The organism is Saccharopolyspora sp. NPDC003752 (assembly GCF_053605825.1).
In genome coordinates this window covers 409,813-429,173 of record NZ_JBSGJZ010000001.1, presented here as the reverse complement: position 1 = coordinate 429,173, position 19,361 = coordinate 409,813, and the positions used below count along the sequence as shown (strand labels likewise).

Here is a 19,361-nt window from a genome sequence, read left to right as displayed (position 1 = left end):
CACCCCTCGCGCGTCCTCCGGACCGCATTTGCATGCCCGCGGCGCCGCGCGTTCTGCCTGGTCGTAGGGGGTGGGGCGCAATAGTGTCGGTTTTGCCGCGGCGGCGCGAGGCATTCGTTGTCGCTCAATCCGCCTCTGCGAGCGCCGCCGCTGTGCGAAACAGTTCGGAAACGAGTCCGCACAGCGACCCGAACACGATCAGGCGGACTGCGCCGGGCTTTCGGTCGTCGTCTGATCGGCGACCAGCACATCCACATCCCGGTCCCGCCCGGTCCGGTGCAGCACCAGTTCCGCGAGCAGGCCCACGGAGATCATCTGCACCGCGAAGATCTCCAGCAGGATGCCCAGCGTCAGCAGCGGGCGGGTGCCGATCGACTGCTCGGTGAACACCCACACGCCGGTCAGGTAGAGCAGGATCAGCGTGCCGATCGTCCCGGCCAGCAGCCCCAGCCCGCCGAAGAGGTGCGCCGGGCGCCGCCCGTAGCGGGTGAGCGCGACGACCGTGAGCAGGTCCAGCGCGCCGCGCACGTACCGTTCGAACCCGTAGTTGGACTTGCCGTGCACCCGCGGCCGGTGGTGCACGGCGAGCTCGCGCACCCGGTAGCCCAGCTGGTGCGCCAGCGCCGGGATGTAGCGGTGCAGCTCCCCGTACAGCGGCACGCGCCGGTAAACCTCGGTGCGGGCGGCCTTCAGCCCGCAGTTGTGGTCCGCGAGCTTCAGGCCGGTGATCAGCCCGGTGACCCAGTTGAACACCTTCGACGGCAGCCGCTTGCCCAGCGGGTCCTGCCGCTGCGCCTTGTGACCGCTGACCAGGTCGGCCCCGTCGTCGAGCTCGTCGAGCAGGCGCGGGATCTCGGCGGGGTCGTCCTGCAGGTCGGCGTCCAGCGTCACCAGCAGCCGCCCGCGGACCTCGGCGACGCCCGCGGCCAGCGCCGCGGCCTTGCCGAAGTTGCGCCGCAACCGGATGCCGCGGAACCGGGGATCCTGCCGGGCCTGCTCGGCGATCACCTGCCAGCTGTCGTCGGTGCTGCCGTCGTCGACGACCAGCAGCTCCCAGCTCCGGGGCTGCTGCTGCATCGCGTCGCGGATCTCGGCGAACAGCCGGGGCAGGTTCTCCCCTTCGTTCTTGGCCGGGGCCAGCAGCGAGACCTCGACTTCCGGTGCGGCTTCCGTCATGGCTTGACCTGCGGGCTTTCCGTGAGGGGCCGGATCCACCAGCCGTCGGGGAAGTGGAAGGCGACGCGCACCGGCCCGGGCTGCGCGGGGGCGACCGCCTCGAAGCCCAGGCCGATCTCGATGCCGGGCGTCTGGGCTTCCGCGTCCGAGCGCGGGATGTCGACCACACCGCCGCCGATGACCGTGCCGGTCTGGTCGAGCACGGCGACGCAGTCTGCCCGCTCGATCCCGGAGATCGCCCAGCCCTTGAGCATCCGGGCCCCGCCCTGGATCTGGTCGGTCTCCACGTTGAGCACCACGTCGCGGCCGTCCGGGCGCGGCTCGCGCAGCGCGCCGTCGCTGGGCGTCCGCCAGTCCGCGGTGCTGACCCGGTCGCCGATCTCCAGGCCGTCGGGGCAGCCGAGCGTGAACTCGCCGGAGAACGGGTAGTGCCCGAGCGCCTGCAGCCGCGGCAGCAGGCGGTCCGGCTCGGGGAACCGGTCCTCGAACGCGTCGGGGTGGCCGATGCGCGCGGCGATGGCGAGCAGGTTCTGGTTCGGCGCATCGGAGCGCACGCTCTGGGCCATGGGCGCGCCGAGCGCGACGGTGGCGAGCACCGTGCCCGCCACGGCGACCGTGCGGACCTTCGGCCAGCGAGGCCAGGCGACCACGATCACCAGCACCGCGATCCACAACGCGGCGGTCATGCTGTTGTACCGGCTCTGCAGCCCGGCGGCCTCGCCGAACGCGGCCCGCGAGCCGGAGATCATCACCGCGCAGCCGGCCGCGTAGACCGCCAGCCCCCACCACGGCGCGGCGCTGCGGAATTCCTCGCGGGTCTGCCGGACGTGCAGCACGAGTACGGCCAGGCCAGCCACGCCCGCGATCAGCGCGATCGACGGCTCGGTGCCGGTCCACACCATGCCGAGCATGCTCAGCCCGGCGAGCAGCGCCTGCGCCGGATCATCGGTCGGCGAAGCGCCGCCACCGCCCTGCGGGCCGCGCAGCACCAGCCACGAGGCCACCACGAGGAACCCGACCACCAGCGGCGTCGCGACCCAGCGACGGCGGTCCCCGCGCAGCCACGCCACCAGCGCCAGCGCCGGCCACACCGCGAACGAGGTGCCGTAGCTGATCGACGCCAGCAGCCCGAACACGATCGCGAGCACCCGGTGTTCGCGCTGCATCGCCAGCAGCGCGGCGAGCACCAGCATCAGCGCGAGGATCCAGGACGCCCCGCTCATCGAGCGCACGTAGTTGTGGATGCCGTGCGGGTTGAACACCAGCGTCGAGGCGGCCGCCACCAGCCCGGCCCGCTGCCACGGGTTCAGCGACTTCGGCAGCATCGCCCACACCAGCAGGACGCTGGCGACCCCGAACGCGATGATCACCAGCCCGAGCGGCTGGTTGAGGCCGTGCCCGAACCGGGCGCTGAGCCAGAACAGCAGGCTGGGCAGCACGAACGGGTGCTCGTTGCGGAACCCGAACAGCGCCTCCGGGCGCAACGTGCCGTCGTCGCCGGTGAGGTCGAGCAGGACCCACCAGTAGTCGTAGAAGTGCATCTGCGGGTAGCGCAGCACTTCCCGAAGCATCATCAGTGGCGGGACGATCGCCGACAGGCCGAGCAGCACGGGGCCGAACCGCCGCACCGGGCCTGGAATGGGGGCTTCGGGGGTGGCGCGCTCGCCCGGGTCGGTCTCCGATGCGATGTCAGTCACGCTTTGCTTCCCCAGTTCCGATCAATAGCGCCTCACCGTAGCAAGCGCAGGTCAGAGCCTGGCAGATCAGACGTCGACCGTGGCTGGATTTGACCACGCGGTTCCGCCGGTCGTACGCTGTCGCGGCTCGCTCGTCATCGGCCCTCGTGGCCGGTTCCTCCCGCGGTGCGCCCCCGGTCGATCGGGGTCCGGAAAGCGGTCTGTATGATGGGTGAGAACTTCTCGCCGCCGGACGGGCGGAGAGATAAAACGCCTGTTTCGAATGCGATCGCCCGTGCGGCTCGGCTGCCGAGACAGGAACCCACCGAGGCGCTGCACCGGCGGCGTGGTAGGAATCCTCGTCCCACGCGGTCGAGGTGGACGTCCGCCGCAGACCTGGTGAAGTAGCGAAACCGAGCAGCAGGAGACTTCCGACTCATGTACGCGATCGTCAAGACCGGCGGCAAGCAGTACAAGGTGGCTGTCGGGGACGTCGTCGAGGTCGAGAAGCTCGAGGGCGAGCTGGGCTCCGAGGTCAGTTTCCCGGCGCTTCTGGTCGTCGATGGCTCTGATGTCACGACCGACGCCGACGCGCTGGCCAAGGTGTCGGTGACCGGCAAGCTGGTCGAGCAGACCAAGGGCCCCAAGATCCGCATCCACAAGTTCAAGAACAAGACCGGCTACCACAAGCGCCAGGGTCACCGTCAGAAGCTGACCCGCGTTGAGGTCACCGGCATCACGAAGTGAGGACCTGAGTAGTCATGGCACACAAGAAGGGCGCATCCAGCTCTCGGAACGGCCGCGACTCTAACCCCAAGTACCTCGGGGTGAAGCGCTACGGCGGCCAGGTCGTCAAGGCCGGCGAGATCCTGATCCGTCAGCGGGGCACCAAGTTCCACCCCGGCCTGAACGTGGGACGGGGCAACGACGACACCCTGTTCGCGCTGTCCGCCGGTACCGTCGAGTTCGGACGTTACCGCGGCCGCAAGGCCGTCAGCGTGCTGCCGGCCGAGGCCTGATCCGGCTCTCGGCTGCGAAGTAGTTCCCGACGAGGGGCGGGTCCGGCTAGTCCGGCCCGCCCCTCGTCGTTTTCGTTGTGCGGGTGGTCACGCCTCCCGGCAGCGACGCGTCTCGCGCGGCACCATCGAAGTGGGTGACGTGCGCGTTCACGCGCGAGGCGCCCCAGACAGTTTTACGCCGGGCCGGGCTCGGCCGGAGTTTCCTGGAGGCATTCGTGTCGCGGTTCGTTGACCGCGTGACCATCCACGTCGCGGCAGGCGACGGCGGGCATGGCTGCGCCTCGGTGCACCGGGAGAAGTTCAAGCCGCTGGGCGGGCCGGACGGCGGCAACGGCGGCAAGGGCGGCGACGTCCAGCTCGTCGTGGATCCCAACGTGCACACCCTGCTCGACTTCCACTACCGCCCGAACGCCCGCGCGGCCAACGGCAAGCCGGGCCAGGGCAGCATGCGCAACGGTGCGCAGGGCGGCGACCTCGTCCTGTCGGTCCCGGACGGCACCGTGGTGATGACCGAGGACGGCGAGGTGCTGGCGGACCTCGTCGGCGTCGGCACCACCTTCGTCGCCGCCGCGGGCGGCCGCGGCGGGCTGGGCAACGCCGCGCTGGCGTCGAAGGCGCGCAAGGCGCCCGGCTTCGCGCTCCTCGGCGAGGCGGGGGAGCAGTTCGACCTGGTGCTGGAGCTGAAGTCGGTCGCCGACGTCGGCCTCGTCGGATTCCCGTCGGCGGGCAAGTCGTCGCTGATCTCGGTGCTGTCCGCGGCGCGGCCGAAGATCGCCGACTACCCGTTCACCACGCTGGTGCCCAACCTCGGCGTGGTCACCGCCGGCGAGACGGTGTTCACCGTGGCGGACGTGCCGGGTCTGATCCCGGGCGCCAGCGAGGGCCGCGGCCTGGGATTGGACTTCCTGCGCCACATCGAGCGCTGCGCGGTCCTGGTGCACGTGGTGGACTGCGCCACGCTCGAACCCGGCCGCGATCCGCTGTCCGATGTGGACGCGCTGGAGAACGAGCTGGCGCAGTACACCCCGGCGCTGAAGGCCGAGCAGGGCGGCCAGGACCTGGAGTCCCGCCCGCGGATGGTCGTGCTCAACAAGATGGACGTGCCGGAGGCCCGCGAACTGGCCGAGCTGGTCAAGGCGGACCTGGAGGCGCGCGGCTGGCCGGTGTTCGAGGTGTCCACCGCGTCCCGCGAAGGGCTGCGCGAGCTGAGCTTCGCGATGGCCGCCGAGGTCGAGCGCTACCGCGCGCAGCTGCCGCCGCCGGAGCCGGCGCGAGTGGTGGTCCGGCCCGCGGCCGTCGACGCGGGCAACTTCACCGTCGAACCCGATCCCCAGTTCGAGGACGCGTTCGTGGTGCGCGGCGAGAAGCCGGAGCGGTGGGTGCGGCAGACCGACTTCGGCAACACCGAGGCGATCGGCTTCCTCGCCGACCGGCTGGCGAAGCTCGGCGTCGAGGAGGCCCTGGCCAAGCGGGGCGCGAAGCCCGGCAGCCAGGTGACCATCGGCAACATGACCTTCGACTGGGAACCGTCCACGCCGGCCGGCGTGGCGGGCGTGCTCGGCCGACGGGGCACCGACCTGCGCATCGACCACGACGACCGGATCTCGGCGTCCGACCGCAAGGCGGCGAAGAAGGCGCGCCGCAGCGCGCTGGACGAGTTCGGCCAGTACATCGAGGAGGAGGACGGCCGGTGAGCGATCAGCTCTCGGCGACCAGGAAGGCGGTCGCCGCGGCGCAGCGCGTCGTGGTGAAGGTCGGGTCGTCGTCGCTGACCACCACGAAGGGCGGCCTGGACGCCGAGCGGCTGGCGACGTTGGTCGACACCGTGGCCCGGCGGGTCGCCGCCGGTGGCCAGGTGGTGCTGGTGTCGTCGGGAGCGATCGCGGCGGGCATCGCCCCGCTGGGGTTGAACCGCAGGCCGAAGGACCTCGCGACCCAGCAGGCTGCCGCGAGCGTCGGCCAGCAGGCCTTGGCGCACGCGTACGCGGAGTCCTTCTCGCGCTACGACCTGACGGTCGGGCAGGTGCTGCTCACTGCGGACGACGTGGTGCGCCGCGGTCACTACCGCAATGCGCAGCGCACCTTGGACCGGCTGCTCGGTCTCGGCGCGGTACCGGTGGTCAACGAGAACGACACGGTCGCGACGCACGAGATCCGCTTCGGCGACAACGACCGGCTGGCCGCGCTGGTGTCGCACCTGGTGGGTGCCGACGCGCTGGTCCTGCTGTCCGATGTGGACGCCCTGTACGACGGCGATCCGCGCCGCGGCGGCGCTTCGGCGATCCGGGAGGTCAACGGCGACGCGGACATGGCGGGCGTGCATGCCGGCCGCACCGGCGCGTCCGGGCTGGGCACCGGTGGCATGGCGTCGAAGGTGGAGGCGGCGAGGGTCGCCTGCTCCTCGGGGATTCCGGTGCTGCTGACCTCCGCCGCGCTGGCCGAGCGCGCGCTCGGCCCGGCCGATGTCGGCACCGCTTTCGCGGCGACCGGCAGCAGGCTCTCGGCGCGCCGCTTCTGGCTTGCGCACGCGGCCGGGGCCAACGGCCGGCTGTGGCTGGACGACGGTGCGGTGGCAGCGGTCGTCAAGCGCCGCCGTTCCCTGCTGGCGGCGGGCATCACGGCGGTGGAGGGCGCGTTCGACGGCGGCGACGTGGTCGAGCTGGTCAACCCGGCGGGCAAGGTCGTGGGCCGCGGCGTGGTCGCCTACGACGCGGCGGAACTGCCGGACCTGATCGGCCGCTCGACGCACGAGCTGCCGGCGGAACAACGCCGAGAGGTGGTCCACGCCGACGACCTCGTCCCGCTCCGCTGAGGACGATTTCCCCTGAGCGAAGGGCACCTCCGCGCGGAGGTGCCCTTCGTCGTCCGGGCCGAGGTCAGCGGAGCTCGGTGCCCTTGGTCTCGGGCAGCGTGCGGATCACGAAGAACGCGATCGCCGAGGCGATTGCGATGTACCAGAAGAACATCGTCGACAGCTCGTAGCGCGCCAGCGTCTGGATCACCAGCGGGGCGGTGCCGCCGAAGATCGCGACGGTGAGGTTGTACCAGGCGCCGATGCCCAGGCCGCGCAGCTCGGTCGGGAACAGCTCCGACATGATCGCCGGAGCGATCGAGGTCATCGCGGTGTACAACGCGATTCCCACGCAGAACACCACGAGCAGGCCGCCCAGCCCGGGACGGACCAATGTGGACAGCGGCACGATGAGGACCGCGGTCGCCGCCGACCACACCAGCAGCTGCGGCTTTCGCCCGATGCGGTCCGACAGCGCGCCCATCGGGTACTGCAGCGCGATGAACAGCGCAGTGGCGATCGACAGCGCGAGGAACACGTCGGTGGCGTCGGCGTGCCGGGTCTTCACCGCGAACGGCGTCAGCGCGCTGAAGAACGTGTAGTAGCAGAGCGTGGACAGCATGCTGAAGCCCACCAGCTGGCCGACCGCCTTGGGGTGGTGCTTGAGCGTCATCCACAGCGGATTCTTCAGCGCCTTGGCCTTGGCTCGGTTGTCCTCGAACTGCTCGGTCTCCTCGAGCGTGCGGCGCAGCCAGATGCCGAGCAGCCCGAGCACGCCACCGATCAGGAACGGGATCCGCCAGCCGAAGTCGGTGAGCTGCTCCTCGGTGAGCAGCGCCGTCAGCGTGTAGCCGAGCAGCGAGGCGACGAGCAGCGCGGAGCCGGTCGAGATGTAGAAGAACGCCGAGTAGCGGCCGCGCTTGGCGGCCGGGGCGATCTCCGCCAGGTAGGCCGATGCGTTGGACACCTCGCCGCCGAGCGAAAGGCCCTGCCCGATGCGCGCCAGGACCAGCAGGATCGCCGCGGCCCAGCCGATCGACTCGAACGTCGGCAGCAGGCCGATGATCAGCGAGCCACCGGCCATCAGCGAGATGGTCACCAGCATCGCCGTCTTGCGGCCCCGGAGGTCGGCGAACCGCCCGAGCAGCCAGCCGCCGAGCGGGCGGAAGAAGAACGCCAGCGCGAACGTGGCCAGCGTGTTGATCAGCGCGAGCTCACCGGGGAAGAACGCCGCGGCGAAGTAGACGCTGAAGGCGGTGTAGATGGTCCAGTCGTACCACTCGACCGCGTTGCCGATGCTGGCGGCGACCAGGGTTCGGATGGGTAGTCGGGAATCCTCGGCCGTCGCCGCTTCGTGCGCCATCGCATCCTCCGGTGTCATGGCAGGACGCCCGTGCGCCGGAGATGTGCTGTTGTTCTCCGGGCTTCGTACGGGTGACGACACAGTACGGTCTGGGTCGCCCGTACGGAAGATCCCAATTCACCCTGTGGGAGGACCTGGACTACAGGGCGCGATCGGAGTACCGGTCAGTTCGTGCGCGAACCGGTTGCACTCCGGGCACGTCGTCCACAGCCATGCGACGTCGGAGTTGTCCACGGTGATCTGCTTGCCGCACAGCGTTTCGATCTGCGCGTCCACCGGAAAACCGCCGTGGGGCCGGGGTTTCAGCGTGGCGTGGCGCTGCCCATCGCCGGGTTGCCAGCGAAACGGGTGAGGCATGCAAGATCACCGCCTGTTCCAACTCGACTGAGGCGTCCGCCGCTTGTCGCGTCCGGCAGCCGGTTCCGGGGGTACGACGTCGCCGGGATCGCGGTGCTGGACACCGAGGACGCGCCGGGCGGCTGCGAGGCTGGCCGGTGCCCTCCTGATCGGACGTCGTCGCACGTACCATTCTGGTGGTACTGAAACGGCTGGCCAATTACCTGAACAGGTAGTAGTTACCAGACCCGAATTCTGTTTCGCTATGTTTCATGACCCGTACCACTGGCGGCACGCCGAAGGCCCGCGCGCTCGGGGCTGAGCTGCGCGAAGCCCGGGAACTGGTCGGCAAGAGCCTCCGCGCGCTGGCACAGGAGCTCGACACCAATCACGTCAAGCTGATGCGGTACGAGACGGGCAAGTCCGTGCCGCCGCCGGAAGTGGTGGCCGCGTTCGTGACGGCGCTGGGGGTTTCGGCCACCGAACGTGATCGACTCGTCGAGATGGCGCGCGACGCCGACGTGCCGAACTGGCTCACCGCGGATCGCGCCGGCGTGCGGCAGGAGCTGACCGCGCTGATCGAGTTCGAGCGCACCGCCACCCGCATCACCAATGTGGCCACCGGGCTGGTGCCCGGGCTGCTGCAGACCTCCGACTACGCGCGCGCCGTGATGCGCGGCAGGCCGGTCGGCGAGGTGGAGAAACTGGTGCTGATGCGCGTCGGCCGCCGGGAGATCCTCTCCGCGCGCAACGGCCCGCACCTGACGGCGATCATCAGCGAACACGCGCTGCGGGAACCGATCGGTGGGTACGCCGTGATGGCCGACCAGCTCCGCAAGGTCGCGGAACTGGCGGAATGGTCCAACATCGAAGTCCGCGTCGTGGCGAGCGGTTCGACGTCCTGGCATCCCGGTCATGTCGGCCCGTTCGTGGTGTTCGAATTCCCGAAGGCGCAGCCGATCGTCCACTTGGAGCACTACCGATCCGCCGCCTTTCTGTACAACCCCGGACTAGCGCAGGAATACCTGGACGCGATCACTACCCTGCTCTCGTTCGCGATGGATCACGACGAATCGATCGGGTTCATCGCCAAGTGTGCGAACGAGATGGAGGCCATTGCGTGACTACGGCACAGCCGGTTGGTTGGCGGAAGTCGAGCCGGTCGGCGCAGGTGAGCGACTGCGTCGAGGTCGGCCGCTTCGGTGACGGCGCGGCCGTCCGGGATTCGAAGAACCGGGCTGCGGGGTACTTCGCGGTTTCGGGTGGTCAATGGAGATCGTTCGTCGCCGGCGTGCGCGCCGGCCGATTCGATTCCTGACGTCGACTCCTGCGGTGCCCTCGGCGTCGGTTCGAGGGCACCGAGCCGGTTTTCCGCATTTCATTCGCCTTCGCACCTTTTCATGACCTACTTCGGGTGAATTGCACCCGTTGGCCGAATTCGGTCGAATGCGTCGCCGCGTAGGGCAGACTGGTCCGGTGAACACCGCGCGCGAGCTCGCCGACGAGCTGATCGAGGTCCTGGCGGATGAGGATCCGCTGAACGAACTCCTGCAGGGGATACCGGGAATCGACCACCGGCTGGGCGATCTCGACGAGTCCGCGGAGTCCGCGATCCGGGAGCGCGCGCTGCGCATCGCCGCCGCGGCCCGCTCGCTCGATCCGCCGCCCGAGGACCGGATCACCCGCGGTGTGGTGGTGCAGCAGGCAGAGGCGGTCGCGACGCGGCTCGGCGCGCGGCTGGTCGAACACACCATGCACGACCTGCTGGTCTCGCCGATCGCCAAGCTGCTCGAACTCCTGCCCGCAGTGCGGCCGTCCGGGCCACAGCAGGAACAGGACTTCCTGACCAGGCTCGCCGCGATCCCCGATTTCCTTGCCAAAGCGGCGGATCGGCACCGCCACGGCGCGGCGGCGGGGCGGACGCCGGTCGCGCGCCGGGTCCGGGATGCGGTCGCGCACCTCGATACCTACCTGTCGGCCCTGGAAAGCGATCCGTTGCGGCAGGCGCCGTTGCGCTGCGCCGACGAGCGGGATCGGCTGCTCACCGACGCGGTCCGGCCGGCGTTCGCCGCGTACCGCAACGTCCTGCACACCGAGATCCGGCCGCACGGCCGTCCCGACGACCGGCCGGGGCTGTGCTGGCTGCCGGGCGGTGCGGAGACTTACGCGGCACTGGCCCGGATGCACACCACGGTCGACTGGACCCCGGAGGAGCTGCACCGCACCGGGCTCGCGGCGATCGAAGGACTTGCCGAGGAATACGCGGAAATCGGTTCGCGGGAATTCGGCCTGCGAACCGCCGCCGAGGTGCAGCAGCGGATGCGCACCGATCCGGCGTTGTGCTGGCAGAACGCCGCGGAGCTGCTCGGGGCGGCCCAGGCGGCGATCTCCCGTGCCGAAGAGGCGGCGCCGGAGTGGTTCGGGCGGCAGCCGGCGCAGCGGTGCCGGGTGGAAGCCGTCCCGGCGGACCGCGAGGCGAGTGCGACCGCGGCCGCGTACCTCCCGGCGCCGCTGGACGGCTCCAGGCCGGGGATCTACTACGCCAACACCTACCGAGCCGAGGAGCGCCCCCGGTTCCTGGCCGAGGCGACGGCGTTCCACGAAGCCGTTCCGGGACACCACTTCCAGATCACCCTCGCGCAGGAGCTGACCGGGGTGCCGCTGATCCGGCGGGCCGCGTGGATCAACGCGTTCATGGAGGGCTGGGGCCTGTACGCGGAGCGGTTCGCCGACGAGGCCGGCCTGTACTCGGACGACATCGCCCGGCTGGGCATGCTCGCGATGGATTCGATGCGCGCGGCGCGGCTGGTGGTGGACACCGGGCTGCACGCCTTCGGCTGGAGTCGTCGGCAGGTGGTGGACTTCTTGCGGACGAACACGGTGATGCCGGAGGTCGAGATCCAGTCGGAAACCGACCGGTACATCGAAAATCCGGGGCAGGCGCTGTCCTATCTGGTCGGCCGCCTGGAGATCCAGCGGCTGCGCGCCAAGGCCGAAGCGCAGCTGGGTCCGGCATTCGACCTCAGGGCGTTCCACGACGTGGTCATCGGCAACGGCCCGCTGCCGATGCCGGTCCTGGACGAGGTCATCGCCGGATGGGTGCGAGCGCAGGGCTGAAGCGCAGGACTGCTCGCCCGTGCGTACTTCGTGCTGCTATGGCAGCACGAAGTGCGCACGGGTCATGAGCAGCGGCTCAGCGTCCAGATCCGCTCACGAAGTGGTGGCGAGGGTGAAGGGCAGGACCGCCGGGGCGCCCGCCTGGCGGAGCAGGCGGCTGACGACGGTGACGGTCCAGCCGGTGTCGGCGTAGTCGTCCATCAGCAGCACCGGTCCATCCAGTGTGGACAGCTTGGCGGCGAGTTCCTCGGGGACCTTGAACTGCTGCCACAGCGAAGCCACCCGCTGCGCGCTGTTCGTGGCGCGCCGGGGCGTCGTGTTCGGGTTCGTCAGCACCTCGCCGAGCAGCGGCAGCCGGCCGATCGTGGCGATCCGCTCCGCCAGGCTGCGCACCAGCAGGGGGCGCGTCCGCGAACCGAGCGCGACCACGCCCACCGGGCGCTGAGCCCACTCCCACGCGGCCAGCACCTTGATCCCGGCCTGGAACAGGTCGTCCGGCAGTTCCTGGTCGGGCGCGCCGGTGGCGAGCAGTTCGCGCAGCCGGTTGCCCCAGCCGATGTCGGTGAGCCGCCCGATCGCCCGGCCCGTGGTGGCCTGCTCCCCGGCGGGCAGCTTGCCGGACGCCGGGACGCCCAGCGAGTCCATCCCGCTCGGCCACATCTTGCGCGGCGAAACCTCCACGCCGGGCCGCCGCAGGCGCTCCCCGGCCTGCTGCACGGCCTGGTCGTCGACGTCCCCGGAATAGCCGGAGCCGGTGCAGTTGTCGCAGCGGCCGCAGGGTTCGGCCGCCGGATCGTCCAGCTGCCGCCGGAGGAACTCCATGCGGCACGACGACGTGCCGAGGTAGTCGAGCATCGCCTGCTGCTCGGACTTCCGCTCCGCGGCGATGCGGGCGTAGCGCTCGGCGTCGTAGTGCCACGGCTCGCCGGTGGCCTCCCAGCCGCCCTTCACCCGGCGGACGGCCCCGTCGACGTCCAGCACCTTCAGCACCATCTCCAGCCGGGTGCGTCCCAGCTCGACGTGCGGCTCCAACGCGGCCGTCGACATGCGCTCGTGCTGCGCCAGCGCGTCGAGCACCGCGCGCACGGTCGGCTCCGGCGGGAACGCCAGCGACGCGAAGTAGCTCCAGATGTCGCGGTCCTCCGGCCCGGGCAGCAGCAGCACCTCGGCCCGCTGCACGCCGCGTCCCGCGCGGCCGATCTGCTGGTAGTAGGCGATCGGCGAGGACGGCGCGCCCAGGTGGACCACGAAACCGAGGTCGGGCTTGTCGAAACCCATGCCCAGCGCCGAGGTCGCGACCAGCGCCTTGACCCGGTTCGCCAGCAAGTCCGCCTCGGCCTGCTGCCGCTCGCCGGGATCGGTGCGGCCCGAGTAGGACGCCACCTCGTAGCCCTGATCACGCAGGTAGGCGGCGATCTCATCGGTCGCCGCCACGGTCAGCGTGTAGATGATGCCGGAGCCGGGCAGCTCCTTCAGGTGGCTCGCCAGCCACCCCAGCCGCGCTTCCGCCGAGGGCAACCGGACGACGCCCAGCCGCAGGCTCTCCCGGTCCAGCGTGCCGCGCAGCACCAGCGTTTCCTGCGGATCGGTGTACTCGCCGCCGACCCCGAGCTGGTCGGAGACGTCCTGCACGACGCGGTCGTTCGCGGTGGCGGTGGTCGCCAGCACCGGGACGCCCTCCGGCAGCTCCGTGAGCAGCGTCCGCAGCCGCCGGTAGTCCGGGCGGAAGTCGTGGCCCCAGTCGGAGATGCAGTGCGCCTCGTCCACCACCAGCAGGCCCGCGGTCTGCGTGAGCTCGGGCAGGATCGTGTCGCGGAAATCGGGGTTGTTCAGCCGCTCCGGGCTGACCAGCAGCACGTCCACCTCGCCGGAGGCGACCTGCTCCTCGATGTCGGCCCACTCGTCGGGGTTCGCGGAGTTGATCGTGGCGGCGTGCACCCCGGCGGCAGCGGCCGCGTCGACCTGGTTGCGCATCAGCGCGAGCAGCGGCGAAACGATCACCGTCGGACCCTCGCCGAGCTCGCGCAGAAGCGCGGTGGCGATGAAGTAGACGGCGGACTTCCCCCAGCCGGTGCGCTGCACCACCAGCGCGCGGCGGCGTTCCAGCACCAGGGCGCGGATGGCGCTCCACTGGTCCTCGCGCAGCGCGGCGTCGGGGCCGGCCAGCGCGCGGAGTCGGTCGTCGGCGAGTTCGCGCAGCGCGTTTTCGTCCACGCCCCGATTCCTACCGGATGCCCACGACGCCGCACGTCCGGGGTGAAATCCGGTGCCGGGACGAGGACCGAACGGACTAGTCTGGGCGGGTGACCACCACCGAGTCCACGATCACAGGCAAGGTGTCCGGCGACGAGCTGCGGGAGCAGGTCCGCGACGCGGCGCGGCGCGCCAAGCGGGCGGCGGCCGAGCTGGCGCAGGCCACCCGGGGCGACAAGGACGCGTTGCTGCACGCGATGGCCGACGCGCTGGTGCGGCGGGCGCCGGAGATCCTCGCCGCCAACGACAGGGACGTCGCCGCCGGCCGCGAGTCCGGGATGCCGGAGAGCCTGATCGACAGGCTGAGCCTGAGCACCGAGCGCGTCGAGGCGATGGCCGACGGGCTGCGCACGGTCGCCGGTCTGCCGGACCCGGTGGGCGAGGTGGTGCGCGGCAGCGTGCTGCCCAACGGGTTGCAGCTGCAGCAGGTCCGGGTGCCGCTCGGCGTGGTCGGGATCGTCTACGAGGGTCGTCCCAACGTCACCGTGGACGCCGCGGGCCTGACGCTGAAGTCGGGCAACGCGGTGCTGCTGAGGGGCTCGTCCTCGGCGGAGCACTCCAACACCGTGCTGGTGTCGATCCTCGCCGACGTGGTCCGCGAGCGCGGCCTGCCTGCCGACGCCGTGCAGCTCCTACCGTGCCACGACCGGGCGTCCGTGCAGCACTTGATCACCGCGCGCGGCCTGGTGGACGTGGTGATCCCGCGCGGCGGTGCCGGGCTGATCTCCGCCGTCGTGGAGAACGCCACGGTGCCCGCTATCGAGACCGGCGTCGGCAACTGCCACGTGTACGTCGACGCGACCGCGGACATCGACACCGCGCTGCGGATCCTGCTCAACTCCAAGGCCCGGCGCCCGAGCGTGTGCAACGCGGCGGAAACCGTGCTGGTGCACAAGGACATCGCCGAGGAGTTCCTGCCCCGGGCGCTCGCCGAGCTGCACGGCGCGGGCGTGACGGTGCACGGTGATGAGCGCGTCATCGCGGTCGGCGGCTCCAACGTGGTCGCGGCGACCGACGAGGACTGGGACACCGAGTTCTTGTCGCTGGACATCGCGGCGGCGGTGGTCGACTCGATGCCTCACGCCGTCGAGCACATCCGCGCCCACGGTTCCGGGCACACCGAGGCCATCGTGACCAGCGACGTCCGCGCGGCCCGGCAGTTCACCGTCCAGGTGGACGCCGCGGCGGTGATGGTCAACGCCTCCACCGCGTTCACCGACGGCGCCGAGTTCGGGATGGGTGCCGAGATCGGCATCTCCACCCAGAAGCTGCACGCCCGCGGGCCGATGGGCCTGCCGGAGCTGACGTCCACGAAGTGGCTGGCCTTCGGCGACGGGCACGTGCGGCCGGGCTCCGCCCCGTCGAGCACCAGTTCCTGCCCGGGGAGCTGACCTTGACCCAGGCGCCGCGCCGCAAACGTGACTCGGCCGCCACCAAGGACGCGCTGTTGCAGGCCGCGTCGGCGTTGTTCGCCGAGCGCGGCTTCAACGCGACCACGGTGCGCGACGTGGCGGCGCGGGCGGGGGTGAACCAGGCCCTGCTGTTCCGCTACTTCGGCTCCAAGCAGGAGCTTTTCGCGGCGGTGCTCAGCCACGACAGCGCCCGGCTGCTCGAAGCGCAGCCGCCGGAGGAGCTGCCGCTGCGGATCCTCGGCAACCTCTTGTCCGCGGACCAGCTCAGCGGTCCTGAGCATCCGATCGCGGCGATGCTGCGCTCCTACAGCGACGAGCGGGCCGCGCATGTGCTGCGCGAGGAGCTGGGCGCACGCTACGCGGCCCGGCTGGCGGAGCTCACGGACGCGCCGGACGCCGAGCTGCGCGCGGATCTGGTGCTGGCGTGGCTGTTCGGTATCGGCATGGTCCGCTCGGTGCTGGGCAAGTCCCCGTTGGCGGACGCCGATCCGGAGGCGGTCGCGCGCCACGTGGCGCGCGGGATTTCCGTTCTGCTGGAACGAACGGACCTTCCGGACGAAAAGTGATCAAGGCGTGCACCTGCGCTGGGGCCGGCGTACGGTGATGATGTAAGCGCCTGCTTACATCACGTCCACCAGGAGCTGTGCATGACCACCACGGAGCCGAGGACCTATCCCTTCAGCGCGGCCGACAAGCTGAACCTGGATCCCATCTACGCCCGCCTGCGCGAGCAGGAACCGCTGACCCGGGTCCAGCTGCCCTACGGCGAGACGGCTTGGCTCGCGACCCGATACGAAGACACCAAGATCGTGCTGGGCGACCCGCGCTTCAGCCGCGCCGCCGCGCTCGACCACGACGAGCCGAGGCTGCGGCCGAACAGCCCGCAAGGCGGACTGCTCAGCATGGACCCGCCGGACCACACCCGTCTCCGCAAGCTGGTGGCGAAGGCATTCACCGCGCGCCGCGTGGAACAGCTGAGGCCGCGGACCCAGGAGATCGCCGACGGGCTGGTGAACCGGATGATCGAACGAGGCGGACCCGCCGACCTCGTCGAGGAATTCGCGCTGCCGCTGCCGATCACCGTCATCTGCGAACTGCTCGGCGTGCCCTATGCCGACCGCGGGGACTTCCGGGTGTGGTCGGACGCGTTCCTGTCCACTACGAAGCTCACGCCGGAGCAGGTGACCGACTACATCGACAAGATGTTCGGCTACATCGCCGGGCTGATCGCCCAACGCCGCGAGGAACCCGCCGACGACCTGCTCAGCGCGTTGATCGCGGCCCGCGACGAGCAGGACAAGCTGTCCGAGGACGAGCTCGTCCGGCTGGCGGCGGGGATCCTGGTGGCCGGTCACGAGACCACCGCGACCCAGATCCCGAACTTCGTCTACGTGCTGCTGACGCACCCGGAGCAGCTCGCCGGGCTGCGCGAGAACCTCGACGCGGTGCCGCAGGCCGTCGAGGAGCTGATGCGCTACGTGCCGCTCGGTGTCGGCGCCGGCTTCCCGCGATACGCCACCGAGGACGTGGAGCTGGGCGGCGTGCTGGTGCGGGCCGGCGAGCCGGTCATGGTCAGCGCGTCGGCCGCGAACCGCGACGAGGGGGTGTTCAGCGATCCCGAGCAGCTCGACCTGACCCGCCGGGAGGCGACGCACCTCGGCTTCGGGCACGGCCCGCACCACTGCCTCGGCGCCCAGCTCGCGCGGCTGGAGTTGCAGGTCGCGCTGCGCACGCTGCTGACCCGGCTGCCGGGGCTGCGGTTCGCGACATCCGCGGCAGACGTCGAGTGGAAGAGCGGAATGCTCGTCCGGGGGCCCCAGCGGATGGTGCTGACGTGGCAAGGTGTCGAGTGATCTCCCTCATGACTGGAAGAGGTGGGCAATGAGCTGGACGATCGAGGTCGATGCGGACACCTGCATCGGTTCCGGCATGTGCGCCGGTGTCGCGCCTGATCACTTCGAGCTGGTGGACGGGTACGGCTGCGCCAGGAGCGCGGCGGTGGACCCGGCCGACCAGGTGGTCGACGCGGCGGAGTCCTGCCCCGTGGAGGCGATCCTGGTCAAGGACGCCGAGACCGGCGACGTAGTGGCCCCGGAAGAGTGACGTAGGACACATTCGTGCCCGCGTCATGGGTGCCCGGATCCGCGCGTCACACCGGTGCGCGCCTGAGAAATGGCAGCGCCGGCGACCCGAGGTGGGCCCCCAGCCGCCGAGGGTCGTGCAGGGCCGTGGGGCCCGGCTCAGGGGGGAGCGTGGGCCGGGCTCCACGGTCGGCGTGGCGTGAGGCCCGGTTCGCAGGGGAGTGCGAGCCGGGCCCCACAGCCGGGGTGATGTACGACGCACGCCCCGCCGACCACCGCGGAACGTCGACTTCCTAGGCTTGGCAGCTATGTCTCGTCGCAGGATCGGGGTCATGGGTGGCACCTTCGATCCCATTCATCACGGACACCTGGTCGCGGCCAGCGAGGTGCAGGCCCAGTTCGGCCTGGAACTGGTCGTCTTCGTGCCCACCGGCCAGCCTTGGCAGAAGAGCCACGAGGTGGTCAGCCCCGCCGAGGACCGCTACCTGATGACGGTGATCGCCACCGCGTCCAACCCGCGATTCCTGGTCAGCCGCGTCGACATCGACCGAAGCGGCCCGACCTACACCGCGGACACCCTCACGGATCTGCACGAGCAGTTCCCGGACGCGGAGCTGTACTTCATCACCGGTGCGGACGCGCTGGAGCAGATCCTGTCCTGGCACCGGGTCGAAGAGCTCTTCGACCTGGCGCACTTCATCGGCGTGACCCGGCCCGGCTACTCGCTCAACGGCGCCCACCTGCCCGCGGGGGCGGTGTCGCTGGTGGAGATCCCGGCGATGGCGATCTCGTCGACCGGCTGCCGGGACCGGGTCCGGGCGGGCCTGCCGGTCTGGTACCTGGTCCCGGACGGAATCGTGCAGTACATCACCAAGCGAGGCCTGTACCGGGACGACTCCGGAACCGAGTGGGGACCGGCGTCGCCGTCCTGACCGGCGGCGAGTCCTCGTTCCCGCGCCTGTTTGACCAGGTGGGACTTCTGGTGTTCCGGGAGTGACATGCTTCGGACGTGGATGTCCGGCTCGGTGGCCGTGGAGGCGGGTTCGGCCTGGTGCGGGGCGGGCTGGCTATCCTCTACCCGGCGTGGGTCGCACACCGGACCCACCCGAGAGGAGTGACGTGGCAGCCACCGAGAACGCCCGACGGCTGGCTCTGATCGCGGCGCAGGCCGCGGCGGACAAGAAGGCCACCGACGTGGTCTTGCTCGATGTCTCCGAGCAGCTGGTCATCACCGACTGCTTCCTGATCGCATCCGCGCCCAACGAGCGGCACGTCGAAGCGATCGTCGACGCGGTCGAGGAGAAGCTGCGCGCCGCCGGGTCCAAGCCGGTGCGCCGAGAAGGCGCGCGCGAGGGCCGGTGGGTCCTGCTGGACTTCGTCGACGTCGTGGTGCACGTCCAGCACTCCGACGAGCGCGCCTTCTACCAGCTGGAACGGCTGTGGAAGGACTGCCCGCGGATCGAGTTCGAGGACCAGAACGCGCCCGCCGAGGCGGACTCGCCGGACGCCGAATCGTGAGCCTCGACCAGCTGGTGCTCTGGCGGCACGGGGAGACTGACTACAACGCGACGGGCCGCATGCAGGGGCATCTCGACAGCTCGCTGACCGAGACCGGTCAGGAGCAGGCCCGGCGCGCGGCGCCGGCGATCGCCCGGTTCGCCCCGGACGCCGCGCTCAGCTCCGACCTGAACCGGGCCCGCACGACGGCGGCCGCGTTCGCCGAGGTCAGCGGGGCTTCGGTGCGGCTGGAAAAGCGGCTGCGCGAGACGCACCTCGGGGAGTGGCAGGGGCTCAGCGTCGCGGAGGTCGAGCAGGACTGGCCCGGGGCTTTGAGCACGTGGCGCGCGGACCCGACGTGGGCGCCGCCGGGCGGCGAGTCCCGCGTCGAGGTGGCCGAGCGCGCGCTGGAGGTCGTCGAGGAGCTCGACGGGCAGCCGCACGGCTCCGCGTTGCTGTGCGCGCACGGCGGGCTGATCACCGCGCTGACCGCCAAGCTGGTCGGCTTGCCGCTGGACCTGTGGCCGGGTCTGGGCGGCATCGGCAACTGCCGCTGGGTCGTGCTGAAGCGGCGCGGCGGCGACGACGGTCGCTGGCGGCTGGTCGCCTTCAACGCCGGGGTCGAGGGCTGATCGCGTTC

The 19,361-nt window shown here is 70.8% G+C and carries 19 protein-coding genes; 14 read left to right on the top strand and 5 right to left on the bottom strand.

Going from position 1 to position 19,361, the window contains the following annotated elements; translation table 11 throughout:
* Window positions 1-198: 198 nt before the first annotated feature.
* Both ACWEV3_RS02085 and ACWEV3_RS02080 read right to left on the bottom strand, forming a co-directional pair.
* Complete coding sequence (locus tag ACWEV3_RS02085) at window positions 199-1,176, bottom strand: glycosyltransferase family 2 protein (protein WP_452612088.1); 978 nt, start codon at window positions 1,174-1,176, stop codon at window positions 199-201.
* The gene (locus tag ACWEV3_RS02080; protein ID WP_452612087.1) at window positions 1,173-2,873 is read right to left on the bottom strand and encodes a hypothetical protein; all 1,701 of its coding nucleotides are present in this window, start codon (window positions 2,871-2,873) and stop codon (window positions 1,173-1,175) included. The genes ACWEV3_RS02085 and ACWEV3_RS02080 overlap by 4 nt, the downstream gene beginning before the upstream one ends.
* A gap of 417 nt (window positions 2,874-3,290) precedes the next feature.
* Between ACWEV3_RS02080 and rplU the strand changes: the two genes are divergently transcribed.
* The 4 genes from rplU (at window position 3,291) to proB (ending at window position 6,683) form a co-directional block, all read left to right on the top strand.
* Window positions 3,291-3,599 carry a 50S ribosomal protein L21 gene (gene rplU, locus ACWEV3_RS02075; protein ID WP_093278869.1) on the top strand — a complete coding sequence of 103 codons (309 nt, stop codon included), beginning with the start codon at window positions 3,291-3,293 and terminating at the stop codon, window positions 3,597-3,599.
* Window positions 3,600-3,613: 14 nt separating this feature from the next.
* Window positions 3,614-3,871, top strand: coding sequence for a 50S ribosomal protein L27 (gene rpmA / locus ACWEV3_RS02070; RefSeq protein ID WP_132489159.1), 258 nt, complete (start codon window positions 3,614-3,616; stop codon window positions 3,869-3,871).
* 203 nt (window positions 3,872-4,074) lie between these two features.
* Window positions 4,075-5,565: a GTPase ObgE gene (gene obgE, locus ACWEV3_RS02065; RefSeq protein WP_452612238.1), complete on the top strand. Its 1,491-nt coding sequence runs from the start codon at window positions 4,075-4,077 to the stop codon at window positions 5,563-5,565.
* Window positions 5,562-6,683: a glutamate 5-kinase gene (proB, locus tag ACWEV3_RS02060; RefSeq protein ID WP_452612086.1), complete on the top strand. Its 1,122-nt coding sequence runs from the start codon at window positions 5,562-5,564 to the stop codon at window positions 6,681-6,683. The genes obgE and proB overlap by 4 nt, the downstream gene beginning before the upstream one ends.
* 64 nt (window positions 6,684-6,747) lie before the next feature.
* Here the strand turns inward: proB and ACWEV3_RS02055 are convergent, their stop codons facing one another.
* On the bottom strand, window positions 6,748-8,025 hold the full coding sequence (locus tag ACWEV3_RS02055) for an MFS transporter (protein ID WP_452612085.1): 1,278 nt from the start codon (window positions 8,023-8,025) through the stop codon (window positions 6,748-6,750).
* Between the two features lie 117 nt (window positions 8,026-8,142).
* The gene (locus ACWEV3_RS02050) at window positions 8,143-8,382 is read right to left on the bottom strand and encodes a zinc finger protein (RefSeq protein ID WP_452612084.1); all 240 of its coding nucleotides are present in this window, start codon (window positions 8,380-8,382) and stop codon (window positions 8,143-8,145) included.
* A 251-nt stretch (window positions 8,383-8,633) separates the two neighbouring features.
* Here ACWEV3_RS02050 and ACWEV3_RS02045 point away from each other — a divergent pair, with 251 nt between their 5' ends.
* The 3 genes from ACWEV3_RS02045 to ACWEV3_RS02035 all read left to right on the top strand — a co-directional run bounded on the left by ACWEV3_RS02045 (window position 8,634) and on the right by ACWEV3_RS02035 (window position 11,478).
* A complete protein-coding gene (locus ACWEV3_RS02045; protein ID WP_452612083.1) occupies window positions 8,634-9,485 on the top strand; it encodes a helix-turn-helix domain-containing protein in 852 nt (283 codons plus the stop codon).
* Entirely contained in the window at window positions 9,482-9,679 is a 198-nt protein-coding gene (locus tag ACWEV3_RS02040) for a DUF397 domain-containing protein (RefSeq protein WP_132489149.1), read from the top strand. Before ACWEV3_RS02045 ends, ACWEV3_RS02040 begins: the two co-directional genes overlap by 4 nt.
* 158 nt (window positions 9,680-9,837) lie before the next feature.
* Window positions 9,838-11,478, top strand: a complete 1,641-nt coding sequence (locus ACWEV3_RS02035) for a DUF885 domain-containing protein (protein WP_452612082.1) — start codon at window positions 9,838-9,840, stop codon at window positions 11,476-11,478.
* Between the two features lie 93 nt (window positions 11,479-11,571).
* Here ACWEV3_RS02035 and ACWEV3_RS02030 read toward each other — a convergent pair whose 3' ends face one another.
* A complete protein-coding gene (locus ACWEV3_RS02030; RefSeq protein WP_452612081.1) occupies window positions 11,572-13,692 on the bottom strand; it encodes a RecQ family ATP-dependent DNA helicase in 2,121 nt (706 codons plus the stop codon).
* An 89-nt stretch (window positions 13,693-13,781) separates the two neighbouring features.
* Here ACWEV3_RS02030 and ACWEV3_RS02025 point away from each other — a divergent pair, with 89 nt between their 5' ends.
* From ACWEV3_RS02025 to ACWEV3_RS01995, 7 genes are all read left to right on the top strand, one after another.
* On the top strand, window positions 13,782-15,122 hold the full coding sequence (locus ACWEV3_RS02025; protein ID WP_452612080.1) for a glutamate-5-semialdehyde dehydrogenase: 1,341 nt from the start codon (window positions 13,782-13,784) through the stop codon (window positions 15,120-15,122).
* Window positions 15,123-15,124: 2 nt separating this feature from the next.
* Window positions 15,125-15,709 carry a TetR/AcrR family transcriptional regulator gene (locus ACWEV3_RS02020; protein WP_452612079.1) on the top strand — a complete coding sequence of 195 codons (585 nt, stop codon included), beginning with the start codon at window positions 15,125-15,127 and terminating at the stop codon, window positions 15,707-15,709.
* An 81-nt stretch (window positions 15,710-15,790) separates the two neighbouring features.
* On the top strand, window positions 15,791-16,996 hold the full coding sequence (locus ACWEV3_RS02015) for a cytochrome P450 (protein WP_452612078.1): 1,206 nt from the start codon (window positions 15,791-15,793) through the stop codon (window positions 16,994-16,996).
* Between the two features lie 28 nt (window positions 16,997-17,024).
* Window positions 17,025-17,246 carry a ferredoxin gene (locus ACWEV3_RS02010; RefSeq protein ID WP_452612077.1) on the top strand — a complete coding sequence of 74 codons (222 nt, stop codon included), beginning with the start codon at window positions 17,025-17,027 and terminating at the stop codon, window positions 17,244-17,246.
* Window positions 17,247-17,532: 286 nt separating this feature from the next.
* Window positions 17,533-18,156 carry a nicotinate-nucleotide adenylyltransferase gene (gene nadD / locus ACWEV3_RS02005; RefSeq protein WP_452612076.1) on the top strand — a complete coding sequence of 208 codons (624 nt, stop codon included), beginning with the start codon at window positions 17,533-17,535 and terminating at the stop codon, window positions 18,154-18,156.
* Between the two features lie 187 nt (window positions 18,157-18,343).
* Window positions 18,344-18,742: a ribosome silencing factor gene (gene rsfS, locus ACWEV3_RS02000; protein WP_358576687.1), complete on the top strand. Its 399-nt coding sequence runs from the start codon at window positions 18,344-18,346 to the stop codon at window positions 18,740-18,742.
* Window positions 18,739-19,353, top strand: a complete 615-nt coding sequence (locus tag ACWEV3_RS01995; protein WP_452612075.1) for a histidine phosphatase family protein — start codon at window positions 18,739-18,741, stop codon at window positions 19,351-19,353. The genes rsfS and ACWEV3_RS01995 overlap by 4 nt, the downstream gene beginning before the upstream one ends.
* Window positions 19,354-19,361 lie beyond the last annotated feature (8 nt).